This window comes from Leucobacter chromiiresistens, from assembly GCF_001477055.1.
Classification (GTDB): Bacteria; Actinomycetota; Actinomycetes; order Actinomycetales; family Microbacteriaceae; genus Leucobacter; species Leucobacter chromiiresistens_A.
In genome coordinates this window covers 1-22,775 of record NZ_LDRK01000025.1, presented here as the reverse complement: position 1 = coordinate 22,775, position 22,775 = coordinate 1, and the positions used below count along the sequence as shown (strand labels likewise).

The following is a 22,775-nucleotide window of genomic DNA, read 5'->3' as shown; positions in this document are numbered from 1 at the left end:
CCCGCTCAGGCGGCGGGAGCGGCGAAGAGCGCCGGCCAGAGGGCGAGGGCGAGGGGGTAGCCGGCGAAGCTCACGATGTCGAGCACCCAGTGGGCGACGATCAGGGGAAGCGCGCGACCCCACCGCTGATACGCCCAGCCGAAGACGATTCCCATGATCACGTTGCCGATGAAGCCGCCGAACCCCTGGTAGAGGTGGTAGCTGCCGCGCAGCAGGGCGCTCGAGACGATCGTCGCCCACGTGCCGATGCCCAGCCGTCGGAACCGCTCGCAGAGGTAGGCGACGACGATGAGCTCCTCACTGAGCGCCGCGCGCAGCGCCTGCAGCACGAGCACCGGCACCGTCCACCACGCCGTGTCGAGCGCGGTCGGCACCACCGTCGTGTTGATGCCGATCGCCTTCGCGAACAGGTAGAACGCGATGCCCGGGATGCCGATGGCGGCGGCGAGCAGCAGGCCCCCGCCGATCTCGCGGCCCCACCACGCTCCGACGGCGTGCGGCGGCCGGCCGAGGCCGAGGCGCGCGAGGTGCGGGCGCGCGCCCGACCAGAGCAGGTAGACGACCAGCGCGACCGGCGCGAGCCCGAATGCGAACGCGAGCAGCTGCGACACGAGATCGAACACCGGCCGGTCCGAGAGCGAGCGGTTGATCGTGGCGGTCTGCTGCGACAGCGCCGTGTCGCGGGTGAGCCGCTCGACGATCGAGACGATCGCGTACACCGCCGAGGCGCCGAACGAGAGCGCGAGCACGATGCCGACCTCCCAGCGGAGGCGGGTGCGGAGCGCGGCGGAGGTCATGCCGTCAGCGTATCGCCGGACTCCCAGGAATGTGTCGAGTGCCCACAGCGACCGTCGCACGGGGCTCGGAACTTTCTCGGAGAGCTACAAGCCTCGGTTACGAAGGAGTTACGCCGACGCGAATTGTGCGCATCCGGTCTGACAGGTCTGTAGTCTGGGTGCGTACTATCGAACCTTTCGGGTGCCGCGAACGGACGTTCAATCGGTATGTCGGGGGACATTTCAAGGAGGAAACCAGTGAAGCGACCACGGATCGGATACGCGTTCATCGCGCTGGCCGCCGCAGGCGCGCTCGCGCTGTCGGGCTGCTCGTCGAGCGGCGACGGCGGGAACGGCGAGGGCGGCAACGCCGACAGTGCAGCGATCATCACCACGAACGGCTCGGAGCCGCAGAACCCGTTGATTGCGACGAACACCAACGAGGTCGGCGGCGGCAAGATCCTCGACCTGATCTTCGCCGGGCTCGTGTACTACGACGCCGAGGGTGCGGCGCACAACGATCTCGCCGAGTCCATCGAGAGCGATGACGCGACGAACTACACCATCACGATTCGCGACGATGCGACCTTCACCGACGGCACCCCCGTCAAGGCGGAGAACTTCGTGAAGGCGTGGAACTACGGCGCGAACGCCGACAACGCGCAGCTGAACAGCTACTTCTTCGAGGACATCGAGGGCTTCAGCTACGAGGAGAGCGTGCCCGAGCTCTCGGGCCTCAAGGTCGTCGACGACACCACGTTCACCGTGAAGCTGAACAAGGCGGCGTCCGACTTCCCGCAGCGCCTCGGCTACTCGGCGTTCTACCCGCTGCCCGACGTGGCGTTCGAGGACATGGCGGCGCAGGGCGAGATGCCCGTCGTCAACGGCCCGTACATGCTCGCCGGCGAGGGCGCCTGGCAGCACGACGAGCAGATCGAGCTCGTCGTGAACGAGGACTACAACGGCCCGCGCAAGCCCCAGAACGGCGGCGTGACGATCAAGTTCTACGCCACGCAGGACGCGTCGTACTCCGACCTCCTCGGCGGCAACGTCGACGTGATCGACCAGATCCCCGAGACGCAGCTCGCGAACTTCCAGAGCGACCTCGGCGACCGCGCGGTCAACCAGCCCGCGGCCGTGTTCCAGTCCTTCACCATTCCGGAGAGCCTCGAGCACTTCTCGGGCGAGGAGGGCGAGCTGCGCCGCAAGGCAATCTCGATGTCGATCGAACGCGAGCAGATCACGGACAAGATCTTCGACGGCACGCGCACCCCGGCCAGCGACTTCACCTCGCCGGTGATCGACGGCTGGAGCGACTCGCTCGAGGGCGCAGAGGTGCTCGAGTACAACCCCGAGGAGGCGAAGAAGCTCTGGGCCGAGGCCGATGAGATCGCGCCGTGGTCGGGCGACACCTTCGAGATCGCCTACAACTCGGACGGCGGCCACCAGGCCTGGGTCGACGCGACGTCGAACAGCATCGCGTCGACGCTCGGCATCAAGGCCGCGGGCAAGGCGTACCCGAAGTTCGACGTCCTGCGCGAGGAGATCACGAACCGCACCATCACCACCGCGTTCCGCACGGGGTGGCAGGCGGACTACCCGGGTCTCTACAACTTCCTCGGGCCGTTGTACGCGACCAACGCCTCCTCGAACGACGGCGACTACTCGAACCCCGAGTTCGACAAGCTGCTGCAGGAGGGCGCGGTCGACACCGACCCGGCCTCCGCGAACGAGAAGTTCCAGCAGGCGCAGGAGGTCCTCCTGGAAGACCTCCCCGCGTTCCCGCTCTGGTACGCCAATGTGAACGGCGGCTACGGCGAGAACGTCGACAACGTCGAGTTCGGGTGGAACTCGGTGCCGCTCTACTACGAGATCACCAAGAACTGATCGCCCCTGTCGGAGGCCCCGAGCATCGTGCTCGGGGCCTCCGCGCTGGGCGCGACGCCACCGCGCGCACCCGGCTCCCCGACGCCTGCGGGTCGAGAACACCGTCGTTCCGCCCACCCGCATCGCACCATCACTGCGAGAGAAAACGCGACATGCTTATCAACGACGCTCGGAGGGGATGCCTCGCATGCTGAGATACATCCTCTTCCGACTGCTCCAGGTGATCCCCGTACTCCTGGGCACCACCTTCCTCATCTACTTCATGGTCTTCGCCATGCCGGGCGACCCCATCCTCGCGATGTTCGGCGACAAGACGCCCGACCCCGCGATCATCGAGCGCCTGCGCGAGCAGTACAACCTCGATCAGCCCTTCTTCGTGCAGTACCTGCTGTACCTCAAGGGCGTGCTCGTCGGCGACTTCGGCATGAGCTTCTCGGGGCAGCCGGTCTCGAGCATTCTTGAGCGCACGTTCCCCGTCACCATCAAGCTGGCGGCGATGGCCATCGTGTTCGAGCTGCTGCTCGCCGTCACGATCGGCCTCATCTCGGGTCTGCGCAAGGGCAAGTTCTTCGACAACCTGAACCTGATCATCGGGCTCGTCTTCCTGAGCATCCCGATCTTCGTCATCGCCTTCATCGCGCAGTTCGGCCTCGGCATCAAGCTCGGCTGGTTCCGCACGACGGTCGGCACCGGCGCCCCGCTGCAGGACCTCCTGCTCCCCGCCATCGTGCTCGCCGTGTCGCTGTACCCGACGAGCATGCGCCTCACGCGCGCCTCGGTGATCGACACGCTGAACCAGGACTTCGTGCGCACCGCCTACGCGAAGGGCCTCAGCCGGAGCCGCGTCGTGCCGGTGCACGTGCTGCGCAACTCGCTCATCCCGACGATCACCAACACGGCGACCAACTTCGGCACGCTCATGGTGGGCGCGACGGTCACGGAGGGCATCTTCAACGTGCCCGGCGTCGGCAACGCGCTCTTCAACGCCATCCTGAAGGGCGACAACTCGCTCGTCGTGTCGTTCGTGACCTTCATGGTGCTCATCTACCTCGGCGTGAACCTGCTCGTCGATCTCCTGTACGCCGTACTCGACCCGAGGATCCGCTATGCCTGAGCCGAAGAACCCGATTCCGGAGCACTTCGTCGCCCCGTTCGAGGAGACGCCCGTCGCCGCAGTCGACGCCGTCAAGATCGACGAGAAGAAGTCGAACCTCTGGCTCGACGCGTGGCGCGACATGCGCGGCCGACCCATGTTCTGGATCTCCGCCGCGATCATCCTGGTCGTGCTCGTCGTGTCCCTGTTCCCGCAGCTGTTCACGCAGGTCGACCCGCGCGCCGCCGACCTCGGCATGTCGAAGGAGGGCCCCTCCGAGGGCCACCCGCTCGGCTACACCGCCCAGGGAGAGGACGTGTTCTCCCGCGTGCTCCACGGCACCTCGACCTCGGTGTCCGTCGGCCTGCTCGTGGTGCTCATCACCTTCGTCGTCGGAACGATCGCGGGCTCGCTCGCCGGGTACTTCGGCGGCTGGGTCGACACCGTGATCTCGCGCCTCGGCGACATCTTCTTCTCGATCCCCTACATCCTCGCCGCGGTGATCGTGATGACGGTGTTCCAGGAGTACCGCAATCCGCTCACCATCGCGTTCGCGATCGGCGGCTTCTCGTGGCCGGTCTCCGCGCGCATCCTGCGCTCCGAGATCCTCCGCGTGCGCAACGCCGACTACGTGATGGCCTCCACGGCGCTCGGGCTGTCGAAGTTCAAGACGCTCGTGCGCCACGTGATCCCCAACTCCATGGCCCCCCTGATCGTCGTGACGACGCTCTCGCTCTCCGCCGCGATCGTAGCGGAGGCCGTGCTGTCGTTCCTCGGCGTCGGGCTGCCGCCGGCCGACTACATCAGCTGGGGCAACGACATATCGGCCGCTCAGCGAGACCTGCGCAACGACCCGCAGCTCCTGCTCTGGCCGTCCCTCGCGCTCGCGACCACTGTGCTCGGCTTCGTCATGCTGGGCGAGGTCGTTCGCGACGCGCTCGATCCGAAGGCGAGGGCGCAGCGATGAGCGACCAGCGACAGATGAACCACGGCGGCGCGGAGCGCGCCGGCGACCCGACGCGTCCGATCCTCAGCGTTCGCGACCTGAAGGTCGAGTTCGGCGTGAAGCAGGAGCGGCGCGAGGTGCTGCACGGCGTCGGCTTCGACGTCTACCCCGGCGAGACCGTCGCGATCGTCGGCGAGTCGGGCTCCGGCAAGTCGACCACCATGCACGCGGTGATGAACCTGCTCCCCGGCACCGGCAAGGTGTCGGGCGGATCGATCCTCTGGCAGGGGCGCGAGCTCGTCGGGATCGGCCGGCGCGACATGGAGCACATCCGCGGCCGCGAGATCGGCCTCGTGCCCCAGGACCCGATGTCGAACCTCAACCCGGTGTGGTCGGTCGGCTTCCAGGTCGAGGAGGCGATCCGCTCGAACGGCCTCGCCTCGGGGAAGAAGGCCGTGCGGGCCCGCGCGATCGAGGTGCTCGAGCAGGCCGGCCTGCAGAATGCCGAGCAGCGCATGAAGCAGTTCCCGCACCAGTTCTCGGGCGGCATGAAGCAGCGCGCGCTCATCGGCATCGGGCTCGCCGCGAACCCGCAGCTGCTGATCGCCGACGAGCCGACTTCGGCCCTCGACGTCACCGTGCAGCGCGTCGTGCTCGACCACCTGCAGGGCCTGACCCAGCAGCTCGGCACCGCCGTCGTCTTCATCACGCACGATCTCGGCCTGGCGGCCGAGCGGGCCGAGAAGCTGATCGTGATGTACCAGGGCAACATCGTGGAGTCGGGGCCGAGCCGCGAGATCCTCGAACGACCCCAGCATCCGTACACGAAGCGGCTCGTCTCGGCGGCGCCCAGCCTCGCGTCGCGGCGCATCGGCTCGGATGCCACGGTGCCGACCGCCCCCACGCGCACCTTCGACCTCGCCGCGCTCTCCGACGAGCCGAAGCCGGTCGTGCAGCACGGCGAACCCATGATCGAGGTCTCCGACCTCGGCAAGGTCTACAAGATCCGCAAGGGGAGCTTCGGGTCGGAGGACTTCCACGCGGTCGCGGGGGCGTCGTTCACCGTGAACCGCGGTGAGACGATGGCGCTGGTCGGCGAATCGGGCTCGGGCAAGTCGACGATCGCGAAGATGGTGCTGCAGCTCGAGCCCCCCACCAGCGGCTCGGTGAGGGTCGGCGGCAAGGAGACCCGCAACATGTCGGGCCGCGAACTGTTCGATCTGCGCCGCACGCTGCAGCCGGTGTTCCAGGATCCCTACGGGTCGCTCGATCCGCTCCACAACATCGGCAACACCATCATGGAGCCGCTCAAGATCCATCGGGTCGGCGACGCCGCGAGTCGCAAGGCGCGCGTGTACGAGCTCCTCGATCAGGTGGCGCTGCCGCGCGAGCTCGCGACGCGCTACCCGAACGAGCTCTCGGGCGGCCAGCGGCAGCGCGTGGCCGTGGCGCGCGGGCTCGCGCTCAAGCCCGACATCCTCGTGCTCGACGAGGCCGTGTCGGCGCTCGACGTGCTCGTGCAGGCGCAGATCCTCGATCTGCTCGCCGAGCTGCAGCGCGAGCTGGGCCTCACGTACCTGTTCATCACGCACGACCTCGCGGTCGTGCGGCTCATCGCGGATCGCGTGTGCGTGATGCAGCAGGGCCGCATCGTGGAGCAGGCCACCACCGACGAGGTGTTCGAGAACCCCCGCGAGGAGTACACGAAGAACCTGCTCGCCGCGATTCCCGGCGCGCACATCGAGCTCGGCCAGGCGGGCTGACCGACTCGGACACGACGCCCGCGCCTGTCCGGAACCCCGGACAGGCGCGGGCGTCGGTGCGTTGTCGGAGGGCCGCCGACCGGCTGGGATAGGGGGAGTGGGGCGAGGCCCCGCGATCCGGCACTTCAGCGAAAGGTCCCCCGATGGCACTTCCCGGCGCACGCCCCGTCCGATCCCCCCGCGGCAGCGAACTCACCGCGAAGAGCTGGCAGACGGAGGCCCCGCTGCGCATGCTCATGAACAACCTCGACCCCGAGGTCGCCGAGCGCCCCGACGACCTCGTCGTCTACGGGGGCACCGGCCGAGCCGCCCGCAGCTGGGAGGCGTTCGACGCGATCGTCGACACCCTGCGCGATCTGGAGGAGGACGAGACGCTGCTCGTGCAGTCGGGCAAGCCGGTCGGGGTGTTCCGCACGAACGTGTGGGCGCCGCGCGTGCTCATCGCCAACTCCAACCTCGTGGGCGACTGGGCGAACTGGCCCGAGTTCCGCCGGCTCGAGGCCGAGGGCCTCACCATGTACGGGCAGATGACCGCCGGGTCGTGGATCTACATCGGCACGCAGGGAATTCTGCAGGGCACGTACGAGACCTTCGCGGCGGTCGCCCGCAAGCGCTTCGGCGGCACCCTCGCGGGCACCATCACCCTCACCGGCGGCTGCGGCGGCATGGGTGGCGCGCAGCCGCTCGCGGTCACCCTGAACGAGGGCGCCTGCCTCATCGTCGACGTCGACCGGAGCCGCCTCGAGCGGCGCGTCGGGAAGCGCTACCTCGACGAGGTCGTCACCGACCTCGACGAGGCGCTCGCGAAGGTGCAGCAGGCGAAGGCCGAGCGCCGCGGCTGGTCGGTGGGCCTCGTCGGCAACGCCGCCGAAGTCTTCCCCGAGATCCTGCGTCGGCACCGCGCGGGCGAGATCGTCGTCGACGTCGTCACCGACCAGACGAGCGCGCACGATCCGCTGAGCTACCTGCCGATCGGGTACGACGTGCACGAGCGCCTCGCCCGTGCCGAGGCGGACCCGGAGGGGTTCACGCGCGACGCGCAGGCGGCGATGGCGGCGCACGTGCAGGCGATGGTCGAGTTCCAGGACGCGGGTGCCGAGGTCTTCGACTACGGCAACTCCATCCGCGACGAGGCGCGAGCGGGCGGCTACGACCGGGCCTTCGAGTTCCCGGGCTTCGTGCCCGCGTACATCAGGCCCCTCTTCTGCGAAGGGCTCGGGCCGTTCCGCTGGGCGGCGCTCTCGGGCGATCCCGAAGACATCCGCGTGACCGACGAGGCCATCCTCGAGCTCTTCCCGGAGAACGAGCACCTGCACCGGTGGATCCGTGCGGCGCAGGATCGCGTCGAGTTCGAGGGGCTCCCGGCCCGCATCTGCTGGCTCGGCTACGGCGACCGCGCCCGGGCCGCCGTGCGCTTCAACGAGCTCGTCGCCGAGGGGCGGGTGTCGGCGCCGATCGTGATCGGGCGCGACCACCTCGACTCCGGCTCCGTCGCCTCGCCGTACCGCGAGACCGAGGCGATGGCGGACGGATCGGATGCGATCTCGGACTGGCCCCTGCTCAACGCGCTCACGGCGGCCTCGTCGGGCGCGACCTGGGTGTCGCTGCACCACGGCGGCGGCGTCGGCATCGGGCGTTCGCAGCACTCGGGCCAGGTCTCCGTGGCCGACGGCACGGCGCTCGCGGCCGAGAAGCTGCAGCGGCTGCTGACGAACGACCCCGGCATGGGCGTCATCCGCCACGTCGACGCCGGGTACCAGCGAGCCGTCGACGTCGCCGGTGAGCGCGGCGTGCGCATCCCCGTCGCGCCCGTCATCCGCAACACCGATCAGGCCTGGTGACGCGATGACCCGCCGCGCCGCCAGCCTGCTCATCGACCGCATCGGCGAGCTCACCACGAACGACGACGCCGAGGGCGGGCGTCTGCGCGACGCCGCCGTCGTGATCGAGGAGGATCGCGTGGCGTGGGTCGGGCCAGCGGCCGCCGCGCCGGCCGCGGACGACCGCTTCGACGCGGCGGGCCGCGCAGTGCTGCCGGGCTGGGTGGACGCGCACACGCACCTCGTCTTCGCCGGCGACCGCACCGCGGAGTTCGAGGCGCGCATGGCCGGCGAGGCGTACGCCGCCGGGGGCATCAACGTGACGGTCGAGGCGACCCGCGCGGCCACCGACGCGGCCCTGGAGGTGAACCTCGCGCGACTGGTCGCCGAGGCGCGGCGCGGCGGCACCACCACGATCGAGACGAAGACCGGGTACGGGCTCACCGTCGACGATGAGCGGCGCGCGGCCGTGCTCGCCGGCCGGCACGTCGACGCGGTCACGTTCCTCGGCGCGCACGTCGTGCCGACCGGGGCCGACCCCGACGCGTACCTCGACCTCGTCACCGGGCCCATGCTCGACGCGGTCGCCCCCCACGTGAGCGCGGTCGACGTGTTCTGCGAGGCGGGCGCGTTCGACGAGGCGGCGACCGCGCGGGTGCTCGCCGCCGCCGCCCGCGCCGGGCTCGCGACGCGGGTGCACGGCAACCAGCTCGGGCACGGCCCCGGCGCGCGGCTGGCCGTCGAGGCCGGATCGCTGAGCGTCGATCACCTCGGGTTCCTGAGCGACGACGACGTCTCGGCGCTCGCCGGGTCGTGGAGGGATTGGGACGGGGGAGCGGGGCCGCGCGGAACGGTCGCGACGGTGCTTCCCGCCTGCGACCTCTCGACGCGCGTGCCGCTCGCCCCGGCGCGGCGACTGCTCGACGCCGGTGCGGTGCTCGCCATCGCGTCGAACGCGAACCCGGGCACCTCGTACACGAGCTCGATGGCGTTCTGCGTCGCGACCGCGGTGCTGCAGATGGGGCTCACGGTGCAGGAGGCGGTGCGCGCGGCGACGCTCGGCGGAGCCATCGCGCTGGGCGCGGAGCGAGACGGCTGGCGCGATCCGAGCGGCGCGGCGCAGGGCGCCGTCGGCCGGATCGCGCCCGGCGCCCGCGCCGACCTCCAGCTGCTCGAGGCGCCGTCGGCGACGCACCTCGCGTACCGGCCCGGGATGCCGCTGGTCACGGCGGTGTGGCGCGCAGGGCGACGGGTGGCGTGACCCGGGCGACCCGTGCCGGGCGCGGCCCGCGCGCCGTCGGCTCGAGACACTCTCTGGCGGGGTCCAGAAGGACCTGCCTGACAGATGTTACCGACCAGTATCATTCATGCCGCGATTCTCGCTAGGCTGCGAGTGTGCAACCCCCGGGCGCATCGACACCGTCGTGATGCGCGATCCCGGGAAGTGAGAGGGAAAGAAATTGAAGAAGACGATGATGTCTGCGGCCGCCCTGATGGGCGCCGCACTGCTGTTCACCGGATGCGCCACCAGCAGCACCTCCGGATCGGGCGACGGCGGCGACGGGGGCGGTGACGCGATCATGATCGGCACCACCGACAAGGTCACCTCGCTCGACCCGGCCGGCTCCTACGACAACGGGTCGTTCGCGGTCATGAACCAGGTCTACCCGTTCCTGCTCAACAGCGAGTACGGCACCGCGGAGGTCACGCCCGACATCGCGGAGTCGGCCGAATTCACCTCGCCGACCGAGTACACCGTGAAGCTCAAGAGCGGCCTGAAGTTCGCCAACGGCAACGACCTCACGTCGAGCGACGTGAAGTTCTCCTTCGACCGGCAGGTCGCCATCAACGACCCCAACGGCCCCGCATCGCTGCTCGGCAACCTCGAGAGCGTCGAGACGCCCGACGACACCACCGTGGTGTTCACGCTCAAGAACGGCGACGACCAGGTCTGGCCGCTGATCCTCTCGAGCCCCGCCGCCCCCATCATCGACGAGGACGTGTTCGCGGCCGACGCGCTCACCGCCGACGACGAGATCGTGGCGGGCAAGCCCTTCGCCGGTCAGTACGAGATCACCTCCTACCAGCTCAACGAGCTCATCGCCTACGCTCCCTTCGACGGCTACCAGGGCAACCTCGGGAAGCCGGCGAACAGCGGCGTCAACGTCAAGTACTACGCGGACGCATCGAACCTGAAGCTCGACATCGCGGGCGGCGCGATCGACGTCGCCTTCCGCTCGCTGTCGGCCACCGACAACGACGAGCTCGCGAAGAACGACGACGTGAAGCTCGTCGAGGGGCCGGGCGGCGAGACCCGCTACATCGTGTTCAACTTCAACACGCAGCCCTACGGGGCGACCGCCGACGATGCGGACCCCGCGAAGGCTCAGGCCGTGCGCCAGGCCGCAGCCGACCTGGTGGACCGCGAGGCGATCGCGAAAGAGGTCTACAAGGATACCTACAGCCCGCTCTACTCGTTCGTGCCGGACGGACTGCCGGGCGCGACCGAGCCGCTGAAGGAGATGTACGGCGACGGCGCCGGCGCACCCGACGCGGCGAAGGCGAAGGAGCGGCTCGAAGCCGCCGGCGTCGAGACCCCCGTGCAGCTGAGCCTCCAGTACAACGGAGACCACTACGGCCCCTCCTCGGGCGACGAGTACGCCATGGTGAAGTCCCAGCTGGAGCAGGACGGCCTCTTCGAGGTCGACCTGCAGCAGACGGAGTGGGTGCAGTACTCCAAGGACCGCACCGCCGACGTCTACCCGGCGTACCAGCTCGGCTGGTTCCCCGATTACTCGGACGCCGACAACTACCTGTCGCCGTTCTTCCTCACCGAGAACTTCCTCGGCAACCACTACGACAACCCCGAGGTGAACGACCTCATCGTCGAGCAGCAGACGCAGACCGACGAGGGCGAGCGCATGGACGAGATCGCGAAGATCCAGGAGCTCGTCGCGACCGACCTGTCGACGCTGCCGCTGCTGCAGGGCAAGCAGGTCGCCTACACGGGCACCGACATCGAGGGCACCACCCTCGACGCGTCGTTCAAGTTCCGGTACGCGCCGATCACCCAGTAGCGCACGCCGCGACGGCGGGCCCGGCCCCCGGGCCGGCGCCCGCCGTCGCGGACCGACGCGAACAGGCTCACACATGACTGCTCCCGCACCTGTCGTCGCGGCGCGCCGCGCCCCGACCGGGGGCGGATTCGGACGCTACGTCCTGATCCGGCTCCTGCTCATCATCCCGACCGTGTTCATCCTCGTCACCGTCGTCTTCTTCCTCATGCGCCTCACCGGCGACCCGATCACCGCCGCCCTCGGCGGGCGCCTCCCTCCCGACCAGCTCGCGGAGCGCGTGCACGAGGCCGGCTTCGACCGGCCCCTGATCGTGCAGTACTTCGACTACCTCGGCGGCGTCTTCCGCGGCGACTTCGGCACCTCGATCACCGACAATCGCCCGGTACTCGAGATCCTGTTCCAGTACGGCTCCGCCACCCTCGAACTCGTCTGCTACGCGCTGATCGTCGCGTTCATCATCAGCATTCCGCTCGGCCTCATCGCCGCGTACCGCCGCGACCGCTGGCAGGACGCGGTGCTGCGCATCATGGCGATCCTCGCCTACGCGACTCCGATCTTCTTCGTCGGCCTGCTGCTCAAGCTCGTCTTCTCGGTCTGGCTCGGCTGGCTCCCCGTCGCCGGGCGCGCGGGCACCCGCACCGAGCTCGTGATGGGCGGCGTCGACTCGCCGACCGGCATCTACCTGCTCGATGCGATCCGGCTCGGCGACACCCAACTCGTCGGCGACGTGCTCTGGCACGCCGTGCTCCCGTCGGTCGCCCTCGGCCTGCTCACCGCGGGCGTCTTCCTCCGCCTCATCCGCACCAACGTCATCGGCACCTTCGGGCAGCAGTTCGTCACGAGCGGCCGCTCCCGAGGGGTGAGCGAGTACCGGCTCCTCACGAAGCACGCCTTCCGCCCCGCGCTGATCCCCATCATCACGGTCATGGGCATGCAGGTCGCGCTCCTGCTCGCGGGCGCGGTGCTGACGGAGACGACATTCGAATGGAAGGGACTCGGCTTCATGCTCGCCGAATACCTGAAGGCCCGCGACTTCGTCGCGGTGCAGGGCATCGTCGTGATGATCGCGGTGATCGTCGCCGTCACCAACTTCGTGGTCGACCTCGTCGCGGCCGCCGTCGACCCGAGGGTGAGGTACTGATCGTGACCGTGCCCGATCTCCCCACGCCCTCGACGGCGACCCTCGCCGTCGCCGTGCCCCGCGGGCGACGACTCCGCGACCGCATGCCGGTGCTCCGGCAGCTGCGGCAGAGCGTCGGGCTGCAGCGCGGCATGCTCGTCGCCGGGCTCGCGCTGACCGCCCTGTTCGTGCTGCTCGCCCTGCTCGCGCCGCTGATCGCCCCCTACGGGTGGGCGCAGCAGTCGGTCGACGGCACGGCGTTCGGCACGCAGCAGCCGCCGAACGCGACGAACCTGCTCGGCACCACCGTCTCGGGGTTCGACGTGCTGTCGCGGGTCATCTGGGGCGCCCAGACGGCGCTCTTCGTGATCGCCGCCGCGATCCTCTGCTCGATCTTCCTGGGCATCGCGCTCGGCCTCGTCTCGGGATACTTCGGCGGATGGCTCGACCGCATCCTCGTCGTGCTCTGCGACGCGATCTACGCGTTCCCGTCGCTGCTGCTCGCCATCGTGATGTCCATCGTGATCAGCCGCGGGCAGTCCACGCTCTTCGGCGGCATCCTCGCGACGGCGCTCTCCATCACCGTCGTGTTCGTGCCGCAGTACTTCCGGGTGATCCGCGCCGAAGTCGTGCGCGTGCGCTCCGAGCCGTTCGTCGAGGCCGCCCGCGTGATCGGCGTGCCCACCGGCCGCATCCTCGTGCGCCACGTGCTGCGCAACTCGGTGCGATCGCTGCCGGTGGTCGTCACGCTCAACGCCTCGGAGGCCCTGCTGACGCTCGCGGGTCTCGGCTTCCTCGGCTTCGGCATCGAGGCGACCTCCGCGGCCGAATGGGGCTACGACCTGAACCGCTCCGTCGCCGACGTCACGAGCGGCATCTGGTGGACGAGCGTGTTCCCCGGCGTCGCCATCGTGCTCGTGGTGCTCGGCATCACCCTCGTCGGCGAGAGCCTCAACGATCTGTCGGACCCGCGGCTGCGCCAGCGCCGCCGGGCGAAGGGAACCTCATGAACCGCATCGCGGAAGTCGCCGACCTGCGGGTGCAGTTCGCGACCGACGAAGCCCCCGTCGACGCCGTGAAGGGCATCAGTCTCGCAGCGCACGCGGGCGAGGTGCTGGCGATCGTCGGAGAATCGGGATCGGGCAAGACCGTCACCGCGAACGCCCTGCTCGGCCTGCTGCCCGAGACCGCGACCATGTCGGGCACCGTGATCGTGCGCACGCGGGCCGGAGACGAGACCGACGTGGTGCACGCCTCCCACGCGGAGATGCGGAGCATGCGCGGCAGCGCCGCGGCGATGGTGTTCCAGGAGCCGTCGACGGCGCTGAACCCCGTCTACACCGTCGGCTGGCAGATCGCCGAGGGCCTCCGCGCGCACGGCCGCATCAGCGCGAAGGAGGCGCGAGCTCGGGCCGTCGACATCCTCCGGCGGGTCGGCATCCCCGACCCCGAGCAGCGCGTCGACCAGTACCCGCACCAGTTCTCGGGCGGGCAGAAGCAGCGCATCGTGATCGCGATGGCACTGGTGCTCGACGCCGGCCTCATCGTCGCCGACGAGCCGACCACGGCCCTCGACGTCACCGTGCAGGCCGAGATCCTCGAACTGCTGCGCATCTGCCGCGACGAGTTCGGGGCGACGATCGTGCTCATCACCCACAACATGGGCGTCGTGGCCGACCTCGCCGACCGCGTCATCGTGATGTACCGCGGCGAGATCATCGAGGAGGCCCCCGTCGCCGAGCTCTTCGGCGCCCCGAAGGAGCCGTACACCCGCGATCTGCTCGCCGCGGTGCCGCACGTCGGCCACGGCAAATCGCGGACGCAGGCGCGGGAGGCGGAGGGCGGTTCCGGGGACGTCGAGGGTGCGGCCCGCGACGCCGGCCGAGACACCGGCCGAGACACCGCCGGGCACCTCATCGTCGCCGAGAACGCGCGGATCGGCTACCCCTCCCGGTTCGGTCGCGGCGCCGTCATCGCCGTCGACGGGGTGGACTTCTCCGTCGCACCCGGCGAGGTCGTCGGGCTCGTCGGCGAATCCGGATCGGGCAAGACCACGATCGGGCGCGCCGTCGTCGGCCTGACGAAGGTGGTGGACGGATCGCTCCGCGTGCTCGGCCAGGAGATGCGCGACGTGCGCCAGCGGGCGCTCGCGCCGCTCCGGCCCGACATCGGCTTCGTGTTCCAGGATCCGGCGACGAGCTTCAACCCGCTGCTCTCGATCGCCGAATGCATCGCCGAGCCGCTGATCGTGCACGGTCGCGCAGCCGGCCCCACGGCCGCGCGCGCCCGCGTCGACGAGCTGCTCGACGCCGTGCGCCTGCCCGCCGCGTTCGGCGACCGCTTCCCGCACGAGCTCTCGGGCGGGCAGCGGCAGCGGGCGTCGCTCGCGCGGGCGCTCGCACTCGACCCGAAGCTGCTCATCGCCGATGAGCCGACGAGCGCCCTCGACGTCTCCGTGCAGGCGACCGTGCTCGAACTGTTCGTGCAGCTGCAGGCCGAGCTCGGGTTCGCGTCGCTGTTCATCAGCCACGATCTCGCCGTCATCGACGCCGTCTCCGACCGCATCATCGTGCTGCAGCAGGGGCGCATCATGGAGCAGAGCACGACGGCGCAGGTGCTCGGGAGCCCGAGGGACCGGTACACGCAGCAGCTGCTCGCGGCGATCCCCGTTCCCGACCCCGCCGAGCAGCGCCGCCGCCGAGAGGCCGCGCGGGCGGGCATCGCGGGCGCGTAGCGGCGGGCCGGGCCGGGCGGGGCGTTGTGGGAGACCTCGCCCGGCCCGGCCCTCCGAAGTGTTCGCGGGGCGTTCACGCGGAGACCCGCTAGAATAGTGCGTCGGCGTCTTTCGGCGTCACCGCGGGGCGATCCCGCTCCGTGGCCGGCAACCCGCCGTGCCGACGCTCCCTCGTCTCGTTAGGACTCACCTACTTATGGCTCTCGCCACACGCGAAGACCTCCGCAACGTCGCCATCGTCGCACACGTCGACCACGGCAAGACCACCCTCGTCGACGCCATGCTGCGTCAGACCAACTCCTTCGACGCGCACGCCGAGGTCGACGATCGGGTCATGGACTCGAACGACCTCGAGCGCGAGAAGGGCATCACCATTCTGGCCAAGAACACGGCCATCACGTACGAGGGCGCCCACGCCTCAGGCGGCCCCATCGTCATCAACGTCGTCGATACCCCCGGCCACGCCGACTTCGGCGGCGAGGTGGAGCGCGCGCTCTCGATGGTCGACGGCGTCGTGCTGCTCGTCGACGCCTCCGAGGGCCCGCTGCCGCAGACCCGGTTCGTGCTGCGCAAGGCGCTGGAGTCGAAGCTCCCCGTGATCCTCGCCGTCAACAAGACGGACCGCCCCGATGCGCGCATCGAAGAGGTCGAGGGCGAGGCGCAGGATCTCCTGCTCGGCCTCGCATCCGACCTCTCCGAGGATCACCCCGACATCGACGTCGACGCCGTGCTCGACGTGCCCACGGTGTACCTCTCGGGTCGCGCCGGCGCCGCATCGCACGAGCGCCCCGCCGACGGCGACCTGCCCAACAACCCCGACCTCGAGCCGCTCTTCCAGACCATCCTGGAGCGCGTGCCCGCACCGCAGTTCGACGACACGTTCCCGCTGCAGGCGCACGTCACGAACCTCGACTCGTCGCCGTTCCTCGGCCGCATCGCGCTGCTGCGCGTGCACCACGGCTGGATCAAGAAGGGCGAGACCGTCGCCTGGGTGAAGCACGACGGCTCCGTGCAGAACGTGCGCGTCACCGAGCTCATGCTCACGAAGGCGCTCACCCGGTACCCCGCCGAGAAGGCGGGCCCCGGCGACATCGTCGCGATCGCGGGCATCGAGAACATCACGATCGGCGAGACCATCGCCGACGCGGAGGACGTGCGCCCCCTGCCGACCATCACCGTCGACGAGCCCGCCATCTCGATGACCATCGGCGCCAACACGTCGCCGCTCGTCGGCAAGGTGAAGGGCCACAAGCTGACCGCCCGCATGATCAAGGATCGCCTCGACCGCGAGCTCATCGGCAACGTGTCGCTGCGGGTGCTCGACGTGGGCCGCCCCGACGCCTGGGAGGTGCAGGGCCGCGGCGAGCTGGCGCTCGCGATCCTCGTCGAGAACATGCGCCGCGAGGGCTTCGAGCTCACCGTCGGCAAGCCGCAGGTGGTCACCAAGGAGGTCGACGGCAAGAAGCACGAGCCGTACGAGCACCTCACCATCGATACGCCCGAGGAGCACCTCGGTGCGATCACGCAGCTGCTGGCGGCGCGCAAGGGCCGCATGGAGAACATGGTGAACAACGGCACCGGCTGGGTGCGCATGGAGTTCATCGTGCCCTCGCGCGGCCTCATCGGGTTCCGCTCGGAGTTCATGACCATCACCCGCGGCACCGGCATCGCGAACGCGATCTCGCACGGCTATGACGAATGGGCGGGCCCGATCACGACCCGCAACAACGGCTCGATCGTCTCGGACCGCGCCGGCGTGGTCACGCCGTTCGCCATCATCAACCTGCAGGAGCGCATGAGCTTCTTCGTGCAGCCCACCGAAGAGGTCTACGAGGGCATGGTCATCGGTGAGAACTCGCGCTCCGAGGACATGGACGTGAACATCACCAAGGAGAAGAAGCTCACGAACATGCGCTCGGCCGCGGCCGACAGCTTCGAGTCGATGACCCCGCCCCGCAAGCTCACCCTCGAGGAGTGCCTCGAGTTCGCGCGCGAGGACGAGTGCGTGGAGGTCACGCCCGAGAACGTGCGCATCCGCAAGGTCGAGCTCGCAGCGTCGGCGCGCGCGCGCTCGGCATCGCGCCTGAAGAACCAGAAGTAACGCGGTTCCCGATTCGAGGGCCCCGGCTCGCGCCCCTGCGCGGACCGGGGCCCTCGTGCATCCCGCGCCCGATGGAACCCCCGGATCGATCGACGATCGCGGATCCGTCGACGATCGCGGATCCGTCGACGATCGCGGAGTCGTCGACGATCCCGGCGTCGTCGACGATCCCGGCGTCCGGTCGTAGGATCGGACCATGGCCATCATTCACCGCACCACCCTGAGTCCGTCGAAGTACGAACTGCTCGCCGCGTGGCTGCCGGCGCAGTCGTGGTTCTCGGGCGACCCCGAGCAGCTCGAGCCCATCGGCGCCTACCGCTTCGACGACCCCGAGGGCGAGGTCGGCCTCGAAGGGCACCTGTTCACCGCCGGCGACGCGACGGTCTACCACGTGCCGCTCTCGTACCGCGGCGCCGAGCTCGACGACGCCGACGAGTTCGTCGTCGGCACCATGCAGCACGGCGTGCTCGGCACTCGCTGGGCGTACGACGCGATCGCCGATCCCGTCTACCGCGCCGTGCTCGCGGACGCGATCGTGCACGGCGGGCGCGGCAGCCGCGAGTACACGCAGGACGCGGAGGGACGGACGGCCGAGCGCGAGCCATCCGTGCAGGTGCGCGGGAGCGGATCCGGGGACGGCCCGGTGCCGGAGCTCGCCGCCGTGCATCTGACGTCGGAGGGGGCCGCATCGATCGCGGAGACGGAGTTCGCGCTGCTCGCCGTGCATCGCGTCGTGGCGGTCGAGGCCGGCGACGATCCCGCGGGCACGCTCACGCTGCGGGGGGAGTGGACCGGCGCCGTCGACGCGCTGCTGGCGTCGCTCCGCAGCTGACGCCGTCGCGGCCGGCGCTCGGCGCGGCGTGCGGCCCGGTGCTGCGGGCGAGCGGGGTCACTTCGGATGGGTGTCGCGCCTCCGACACGCACGGAAAACGACCCCGCTCGCCGAGACGCGCGGCGCGGCGCGGCCCGTTTTCGCGTTTCGCCGAGAAACCGCTAGAGTATTCCTTGCGTGAAAAACGCAATCGGGATGTGGCGCAGCTTGGTAGCGCACGTCGTTCGGGACGACGGGGTCGCAGGTTCAAATCCTGTCATCCCGACCAATAAGCCGCGGAAACTGTTACGTTTCCGCGGCTTTTTCGGTCTTCCGGCGCTTGCGTTCCGGGTCCTCGCGGAGTGCGCCGCGGCGCCCGCGCTGAGCACCGCCCTCATGCTCGCCGGCGCCGCGCAGCGCGGTCGCGCTGGGCTGGCGGCCGCAGGTGCGCCGGCCAGCTCCGTTCCGCCATTGCGGAATACCTCTGGGGGGTATACCGTTACCTCCGTAAGCGATACCCCGCAGCGGTATCGAAGCGGAAGGGGAGACGATGGCCGAGAACGAGTACCGAGTGACCGGAATGACCTGCGAGCACTGCGAGATGTCGGTGCGCGAGGAGGTCGGCGAGGTCGCGGGCGTCACGGGCGTGCAGGTGAGCGCGCAGACCGGGCGGCTCGTCGTGTCGGGCGATCGCGAGATCGACGACGCCGCGATCGTCGCGGCGGTCGAGGAAGCCGGATACCGGGCGGCGCGGGTCTGATGCGCGCGCCCGCACGCCTCGCCCTCTCCGCAGCGGGTCTGCTGGTGGCCTTCGGCGGAGCCTACGGGCTGGCCGGCGTCATCGTGCCCGACAGCGCAGTGGAGCCGTGGCGGGCCGAGAGCCGGCACGACGGGCACGAGGACGATGGAACCGAAGGAGATGCCATGAACGGCGACGAACAGAACGCGCACGGTGCGGATGGCGCCGGGGCGCACGACCACCCGGCCGACGGCGGGGCGCCGCCCGAGGGGATCCGGCCCGCAGCCGACCCCCGATACGTCGTGGGCGCCGCGGTGCGCCTGACCGCCGACCACATGCCCGGCATGGACGGCGCCGAGGCCACGGTCTCGGGCGCCTTCGAGACGACGACCTACTCGGTCACGTACCCCCTGACCACGGGAGGCGATCCGGTGATCGACCACCGCTGGGTGGTGCACGAAGAGCTCGACGACCCGGGACCGGCGCCGTTGGCGCCCGGAGCCGAGGCGGTGCTGCTTGCCGAGCACATGCCCGGCATGCGGGGCGCGACCGCGACCGTCGTCAGCGCGACGCGGGAGACCGTGTACACGGTCGACCTCACCACCGATGGGATGACGATGACGAACCACAAATGGGTCGTCGAGAGCGAGATGCGGCCGGCAGGCTGACCCGCGACGCGGAGGACCGCAGGAACGAGCGCAGCCGCGGCACGAGACGGCTGCGGCACGCACGGAGAACGAGAGAGGGGCGGGCAGTGAGCACGCACGCGACACCTGCGCCGGGCACCGGCGTCGAACTGGAGATCGGCGGCATGACCTGCGCGTCGTGCGCGAACCGGATCGAGCGCAAGCTGAACAAGCTCGACGGCGTCACGGCGACGGTGAACTACGCGACCGAGAAGGCACGGGTCACGGTGCCGGAGGGCTACGACCCGGCGCTGCTGATCAGCGAGGTCGAGAAGACGGGATACACCGCCGCCCTGCCGCGGCGGGAGCGCGACGCGGCTGCGGACAACCCGAGCGGCGACGCCGATCCCGAGCTCACGTCGCTGCGCCAGCGACTCGTCGGATCGGTCGTGCTCACGGTTCCCGTGATCGCGATGTCGATGATCCCGGCCCTGCAGTTCCCGTTCTGGCAGTGGGCCTCCCTCGCCCTCGCAGCGCCGGTGATCGTCTGGGCCGCGTGGCCCTTCCACCGCGCCGCATGGACGAACCTCAAGCACGGCACCGCCACCATGGACACGCTCATCTCGATGGGCACGGGCGCCGCGTTCCTGTGGTCGCTCTACGCGCTCTTCCTCGGCACGGCTGGGGAGCCCGGCATGACGCACGCCTTCGAGTTCACCATCGCGCCGTCGGACGGAGCGGCGAACATCTATCTCGAGGTCGGGGCCGGGGTGACGATGTTCATCCTCGCCGGCCGCTACTTCGAGAAGCGCTCCAAGCGGCAGGCGGGAGCCGCCCTGCGCGCGCTGCTCGAGCTCGGCGCGAAGGAGGTCTCCGTGCTGCGCGACGGGCGCGAGGTGCAGATTCCGACGACGGAGCTCGCGGCCGGTGACGAGTTCGTCGTGCGCCCCGGCGAGAAGATCGCGACCGATGGCGTCGTGGTCTCGGGCACGTCGGCGGTGGACGCGTCGATGCTCACCGGAGAATCGGCCCCCGTCGAGGTCGCCGAGGGCGACACGGTGACCGGCGCGACCGTGAACGCCGGCGGGCGGCTCGTCGTGCGGGCCTCCCGCGTCGGCTCCGACACGCAGCTCGCGCAGATGGCGCAGCTCGTCGAGGACGCGCAGTCGGGGAAGGCGGAGGTGCAGCGCCTGGCCGACCGCATCTCGGGCGTCTTCGTGCCCATCGTGATCGGGATCGCCGTCGCCGTGCTCGGCGCGTGGCTGGGCGCCGGGTTCCCGGTCGCCGCCGCCTTCACGGCGGCAGTGGCCGTGCTCGTGATCGCCTGCCCCTGCGCGCTCGGACTCGCCACGCCGACCGCGCTCCTCGTCGGCACCGGTCGGGGCGCGCAGATGGGGGTGCTCATCAAAGGGCCCGAGGTGCTGGAATCGACCCGGACGGTCGACACCGTCGTGCTCGACAAGACCGGCACCGTCACGACCGGCCGGATGACACTGGTCGACGTCGTCGTCGAGCCCGGCGTCGACCGCGCCGAGCTGCTGCGCTTCGCGGGGGCGCTCGAGCACGCCTCCGAGCACCCCATCGCCCGGGCCATCGCGGCGGGCGCGGCGGCGGAGGTGGGGCCGCTGCCCGATCCGGAGCACTTCGAGAACGCTGCGGGCGCGGGCGTGCAGGGCGTCGTGGACGGCACCGCGGTGGTGGTGGGTCGCGAATCCCTCCTCGCCGACTGGTCGCAGCAGCTGTCGCCGGAGGTCGCCGCCGCGAAGGCGCGCGCCGAGGGCGAGGGGAAGACCGTCGTGGCGGTCGGATGGGACGGCCGGGCGCGGGGCGTGCTCGTGGTCGCCGACGCCGTGAAGCCCACCAGCGCGCGCGCCGTCGCCGAGCTGCGGCGCCTCGGCCTGACGCCGGTGCTGCTCACGGGAGACAATGCGGCCGTCGCGCGTCGGATCGGCGCGGAGGTCGGCATCGACGAGGTGATCGCCGAGGTGCTGCCGCAGGAGAAGGTGGCGGTCGTCGCCCGTCTGCAGCGCGCGGGCAGAGTCGTGGCGATGGTCGGCGACGGCGTCAACGACGCCCCGGCGCTCGCGCAGGCCGACCTGGGGCTCGCGATGGGCTCCGGAACCGATGCCGCGATCGAGGCCGCCGACATCACCCTCGTGGGCGGCGACCTGCGTGCGGCGGTGGACGCGATCCGGCTCTCCCGCCGCACCCTCGCGACGATCAAGACGAACCTGTTCTGGGCGTTCGCGTACAACGTCGCCGCGATTCCGATCGCCGCGCTGGGCATGCTCAACCCGATGCTCGCGGGGGCGGCGATGGCGTTCTCATCGGTGTTCGTCGTAGGCAACAGCCTGCGGCTGCGCGGGTTCCGGAGCGTGACCCGATGACCGCGCCGGGAGCGACCGAATCGACGGCCGAACCGATGACCGAACCGGAGACCGCCGAGCACCGGCACGGCTACATCAGCGACAAGACGAAGTACCGCAACCGTCTGCGCCGCCTCGAGGGGCAGGTACGGGGCATCGATCGCATGGTCGAGGACGAGCGGTACTGCATCGACATCCTCACCCAGATCTCCGCGGTCACCAAGGCCCTGGAGCATGTGGCGCTCGGGCTCCTCGACGATCACCTGCGGCACTGCGTGGTCGATGCCGTGCACACCGGCGGTGAGACGGCCGAGCGCAAGTTGGCTGAGGCTTCCGAGGCGATCGCGCGGCTCGTACGCTCGTAGGCGAGGGGCACCGAGGCAGGGAGGGCCGATGGAGCACGAAGACGACCGGCGCGGGCTGCTGCTCGCGGAGCAGGAGCGGATCGCGGCGCGCGTGACGAAGCTGGAGCGCGACATCGCGGCCCTCACGAGCGCGCGCCGCAGCTCGGTGGACGACGACGAGCACGACCCCGACGGGGAGCCGCTCTCGGCGCGGTGGTCGCTGCTCGCCGGGCTGCTGGAGTCGGCGCGCGACGATGCGCGTCAGGCCGCCGAAGCGGTGCGCCGCCTCGACGCGGGCGCCTACGGGGTGTGCGTCGCGTGCGGGCAGCCGATCCCCGCCGGGCAGCTCGACGTGCGGCCCTTCCGGGAGCGCTGCGTGGCCTGCACGCCGTAGCGGCGCGATCGGGCGCCGGGGAGCGCGTTCATGCGATCCCGCTCCCGCCGCTCCCGCCGCTCCCGCCGCTCCCGCGCCGACGCATCGCCGATCGCGGCCACCACCGCGCGCGCCGACGCCGAGCGGGTTCCGCCGACCGCTGCAGCCCCTGTCTCTTATACAAATATCCGACCCCACC

General features: G+C 70.3%; 19 protein-coding genes and 1 tRNA gene. 19 read left to right on the top strand and 1 reads right to left on the bottom strand.

Annotated features, from left to right (window positions below):
* Positions 1–5 precede the first annotated feature (5 nt).
* A complete protein-coding gene (locus NS354_RS05465) occupies positions 6–797 on the bottom strand; it encodes a CPBP family intramembrane glutamic endopeptidase (RefSeq protein ID WP_058593578.1) in 792 nt (263 codons plus the stop codon).
* 237 nt (positions 798–1,034) lie between these two features.
* Between NS354_RS05465 and NS354_RS05460 the strand changes: the two genes are divergently transcribed.
* The 19 genes from NS354_RS05460 (at position 1,035) to NS354_RS05375 (ending at position 22,597) form a co-directional block, all read left to right on the top strand.
* A complete protein-coding gene (locus NS354_RS05460; protein ID WP_058593577.1) occupies positions 1,035–2,663 on the top strand; it encodes a peptide ABC transporter substrate-binding protein in 1,629 nt (542 codons plus the stop codon).
* Between the two features lie 187 nt (positions 2,664–2,850).
* The gene (locus tag NS354_RS05455) at positions 2,851–3,777 is read left to right on the top strand and encodes an ABC transporter permease (protein WP_010157705.1); all 927 of its coding nucleotides are present in this window, start codon (positions 2,851–2,853) and stop codon (positions 3,775–3,777) included.
* Entirely contained in the window at positions 3,770–4,723 is a 954-nt protein-coding gene (locus NS354_RS05450) for an ABC transporter permease (protein ID WP_058593576.1), read from the top strand. Before NS354_RS05455 ends, NS354_RS05450 begins: the two co-directional genes overlap by 8 nt.
* 14 nt (positions 4,724–4,737) lie before the next feature.
* Positions 4,738–6,465: an ABC transporter ATP-binding protein gene (locus NS354_RS05445; RefSeq protein ID WP_082677919.1), complete on the top strand. Its 1,728-nt coding sequence runs from the start codon at positions 4,738–4,740 to the stop codon at positions 6,463–6,465.
* 143 nt (positions 6,466–6,608) lie between these two features.
* Positions 6,609–8,306, top strand: a complete 1,698-nt coding sequence (hutU, locus tag NS354_RS05440; RefSeq protein WP_058593574.1) for a urocanate hydratase — start codon at positions 6,609–6,611, stop codon at positions 8,304–8,306.
* Positions 8,307–8,310: 4 nt separating this feature from the next.
* Positions 8,311–9,546, top strand: a complete 1,236-nt coding sequence (gene hutI / locus NS354_RS05435; RefSeq protein WP_058593573.1) for an imidazolonepropionase — start codon at positions 8,311–8,313, stop codon at positions 9,544–9,546.
* Between the two features lie 214 nt (positions 9,547–9,760).
* Positions 9,761–11,362: an ABC transporter substrate-binding protein gene (locus NS354_RS05430; RefSeq protein ID WP_058593599.1), complete on the top strand. Its 1,602-nt coding sequence runs from the start codon at positions 9,761–9,763 to the stop codon at positions 11,360–11,362.
* Positions 11,363–11,435: 73 nt separating this feature from the next.
* Positions 11,436–12,503, top strand: a complete 1,068-nt coding sequence (locus tag NS354_RS05425) for an ABC transporter permease (RefSeq protein WP_058593572.1) — start codon at positions 11,436–11,438, stop codon at positions 12,501–12,503.
* A gap of 2 nt (positions 12,504–12,505) precedes the next feature.
* Positions 12,506–13,492: an ABC transporter permease gene (locus tag NS354_RS05420; protein ID WP_193750710.1), complete on the top strand. Its 987-nt coding sequence runs from the start codon at positions 12,506–12,508 to the stop codon at positions 13,490–13,492.
* A complete protein-coding gene (locus NS354_RS05415) occupies positions 13,489–15,216 on the top strand; it encodes a dipeptide ABC transporter ATP-binding protein (protein ID WP_058593571.1) in 1,728 nt (575 codons plus the stop codon). Before NS354_RS05420 ends, NS354_RS05415 begins: the two co-directional genes overlap by 4 nt.
* Positions 15,217–15,412: 196 nt before the next feature.
* Complete coding sequence (typA, locus tag NS354_RS05410) at positions 15,413–17,317, top strand: translational GTPase TypA (protein WP_058593570.1); 1,905 nt, start codon at positions 15,413–15,415, stop codon at positions 17,315–17,317.
* Between the two features lie 55 nt (positions 17,318–17,372).
* Positions 17,373–17,504: a hypothetical protein gene (locus tag NS354_RS13875; RefSeq protein WP_275934813.1), complete on the top strand. Its 132-nt coding sequence runs from the start codon at positions 17,373–17,375 to the stop codon at positions 17,502–17,504.
* A 9-nt stretch (positions 17,505–17,513) separates the two neighbouring features.
* On the top strand, positions 17,514–18,149 hold the full coding sequence (locus NS354_RS05405; RefSeq protein WP_058593569.1) for a CG0192-related protein: 636 nt from the start codon (positions 17,514–17,516) through the stop codon (positions 18,147–18,149).
* A gap of 191 nt (positions 18,150–18,340) precedes the next feature.
* Positions 18,341–18,417 (top strand) — tRNA-Pro (locus tag NS354_RS05400).
* 261 nt (positions 18,418–18,678) lie between these two features.
* A complete protein-coding gene (locus tag NS354_RS05395) occupies positions 18,679–18,888 on the top strand; it encodes a heavy-metal-associated domain-containing protein (protein WP_058593568.1) in 210 nt (69 codons plus the stop codon).
* Positions 18,888–19,535 (top strand): YdhK family protein, encoded by a 648-nt coding sequence (locus tag NS354_RS05390; RefSeq protein WP_058593567.1) that lies wholly within the window; start codon positions 18,888–18,890, stop codon positions 19,533–19,535. The genes NS354_RS05395 and NS354_RS05390 overlap by 1 nt, the downstream gene beginning before the upstream one ends.
* Positions 19,536–19,621: 86 nt before the next feature.
* Positions 19,622–21,880, top strand: coding sequence for a heavy metal translocating P-type ATPase (locus NS354_RS05385; RefSeq protein ID WP_345994176.1), 2,259 nt, complete (start codon positions 19,622–19,624; stop codon positions 21,878–21,880).
* Positions 21,877–22,224 carry a metal-sensitive transcriptional regulator gene (locus NS354_RS05380; protein WP_058593566.1) on the top strand — a complete coding sequence of 116 codons (348 nt, stop codon included), beginning with the start codon at positions 21,877–21,879 and terminating at the stop codon, positions 22,222–22,224. Before NS354_RS05385 ends, NS354_RS05380 begins: the two co-directional genes overlap by 4 nt.
* 28 nt (positions 22,225–22,252) lie before the next feature.
* Positions 22,253–22,597, top strand: coding sequence for a TraR/DksA family transcriptional regulator (locus NS354_RS05375; RefSeq protein WP_058593565.1), 345 nt, complete (start codon positions 22,253–22,255; stop codon positions 22,595–22,597).
* The last annotated feature ends 178 nt before the right edge of the window (positions 22,598–22,775 follow it).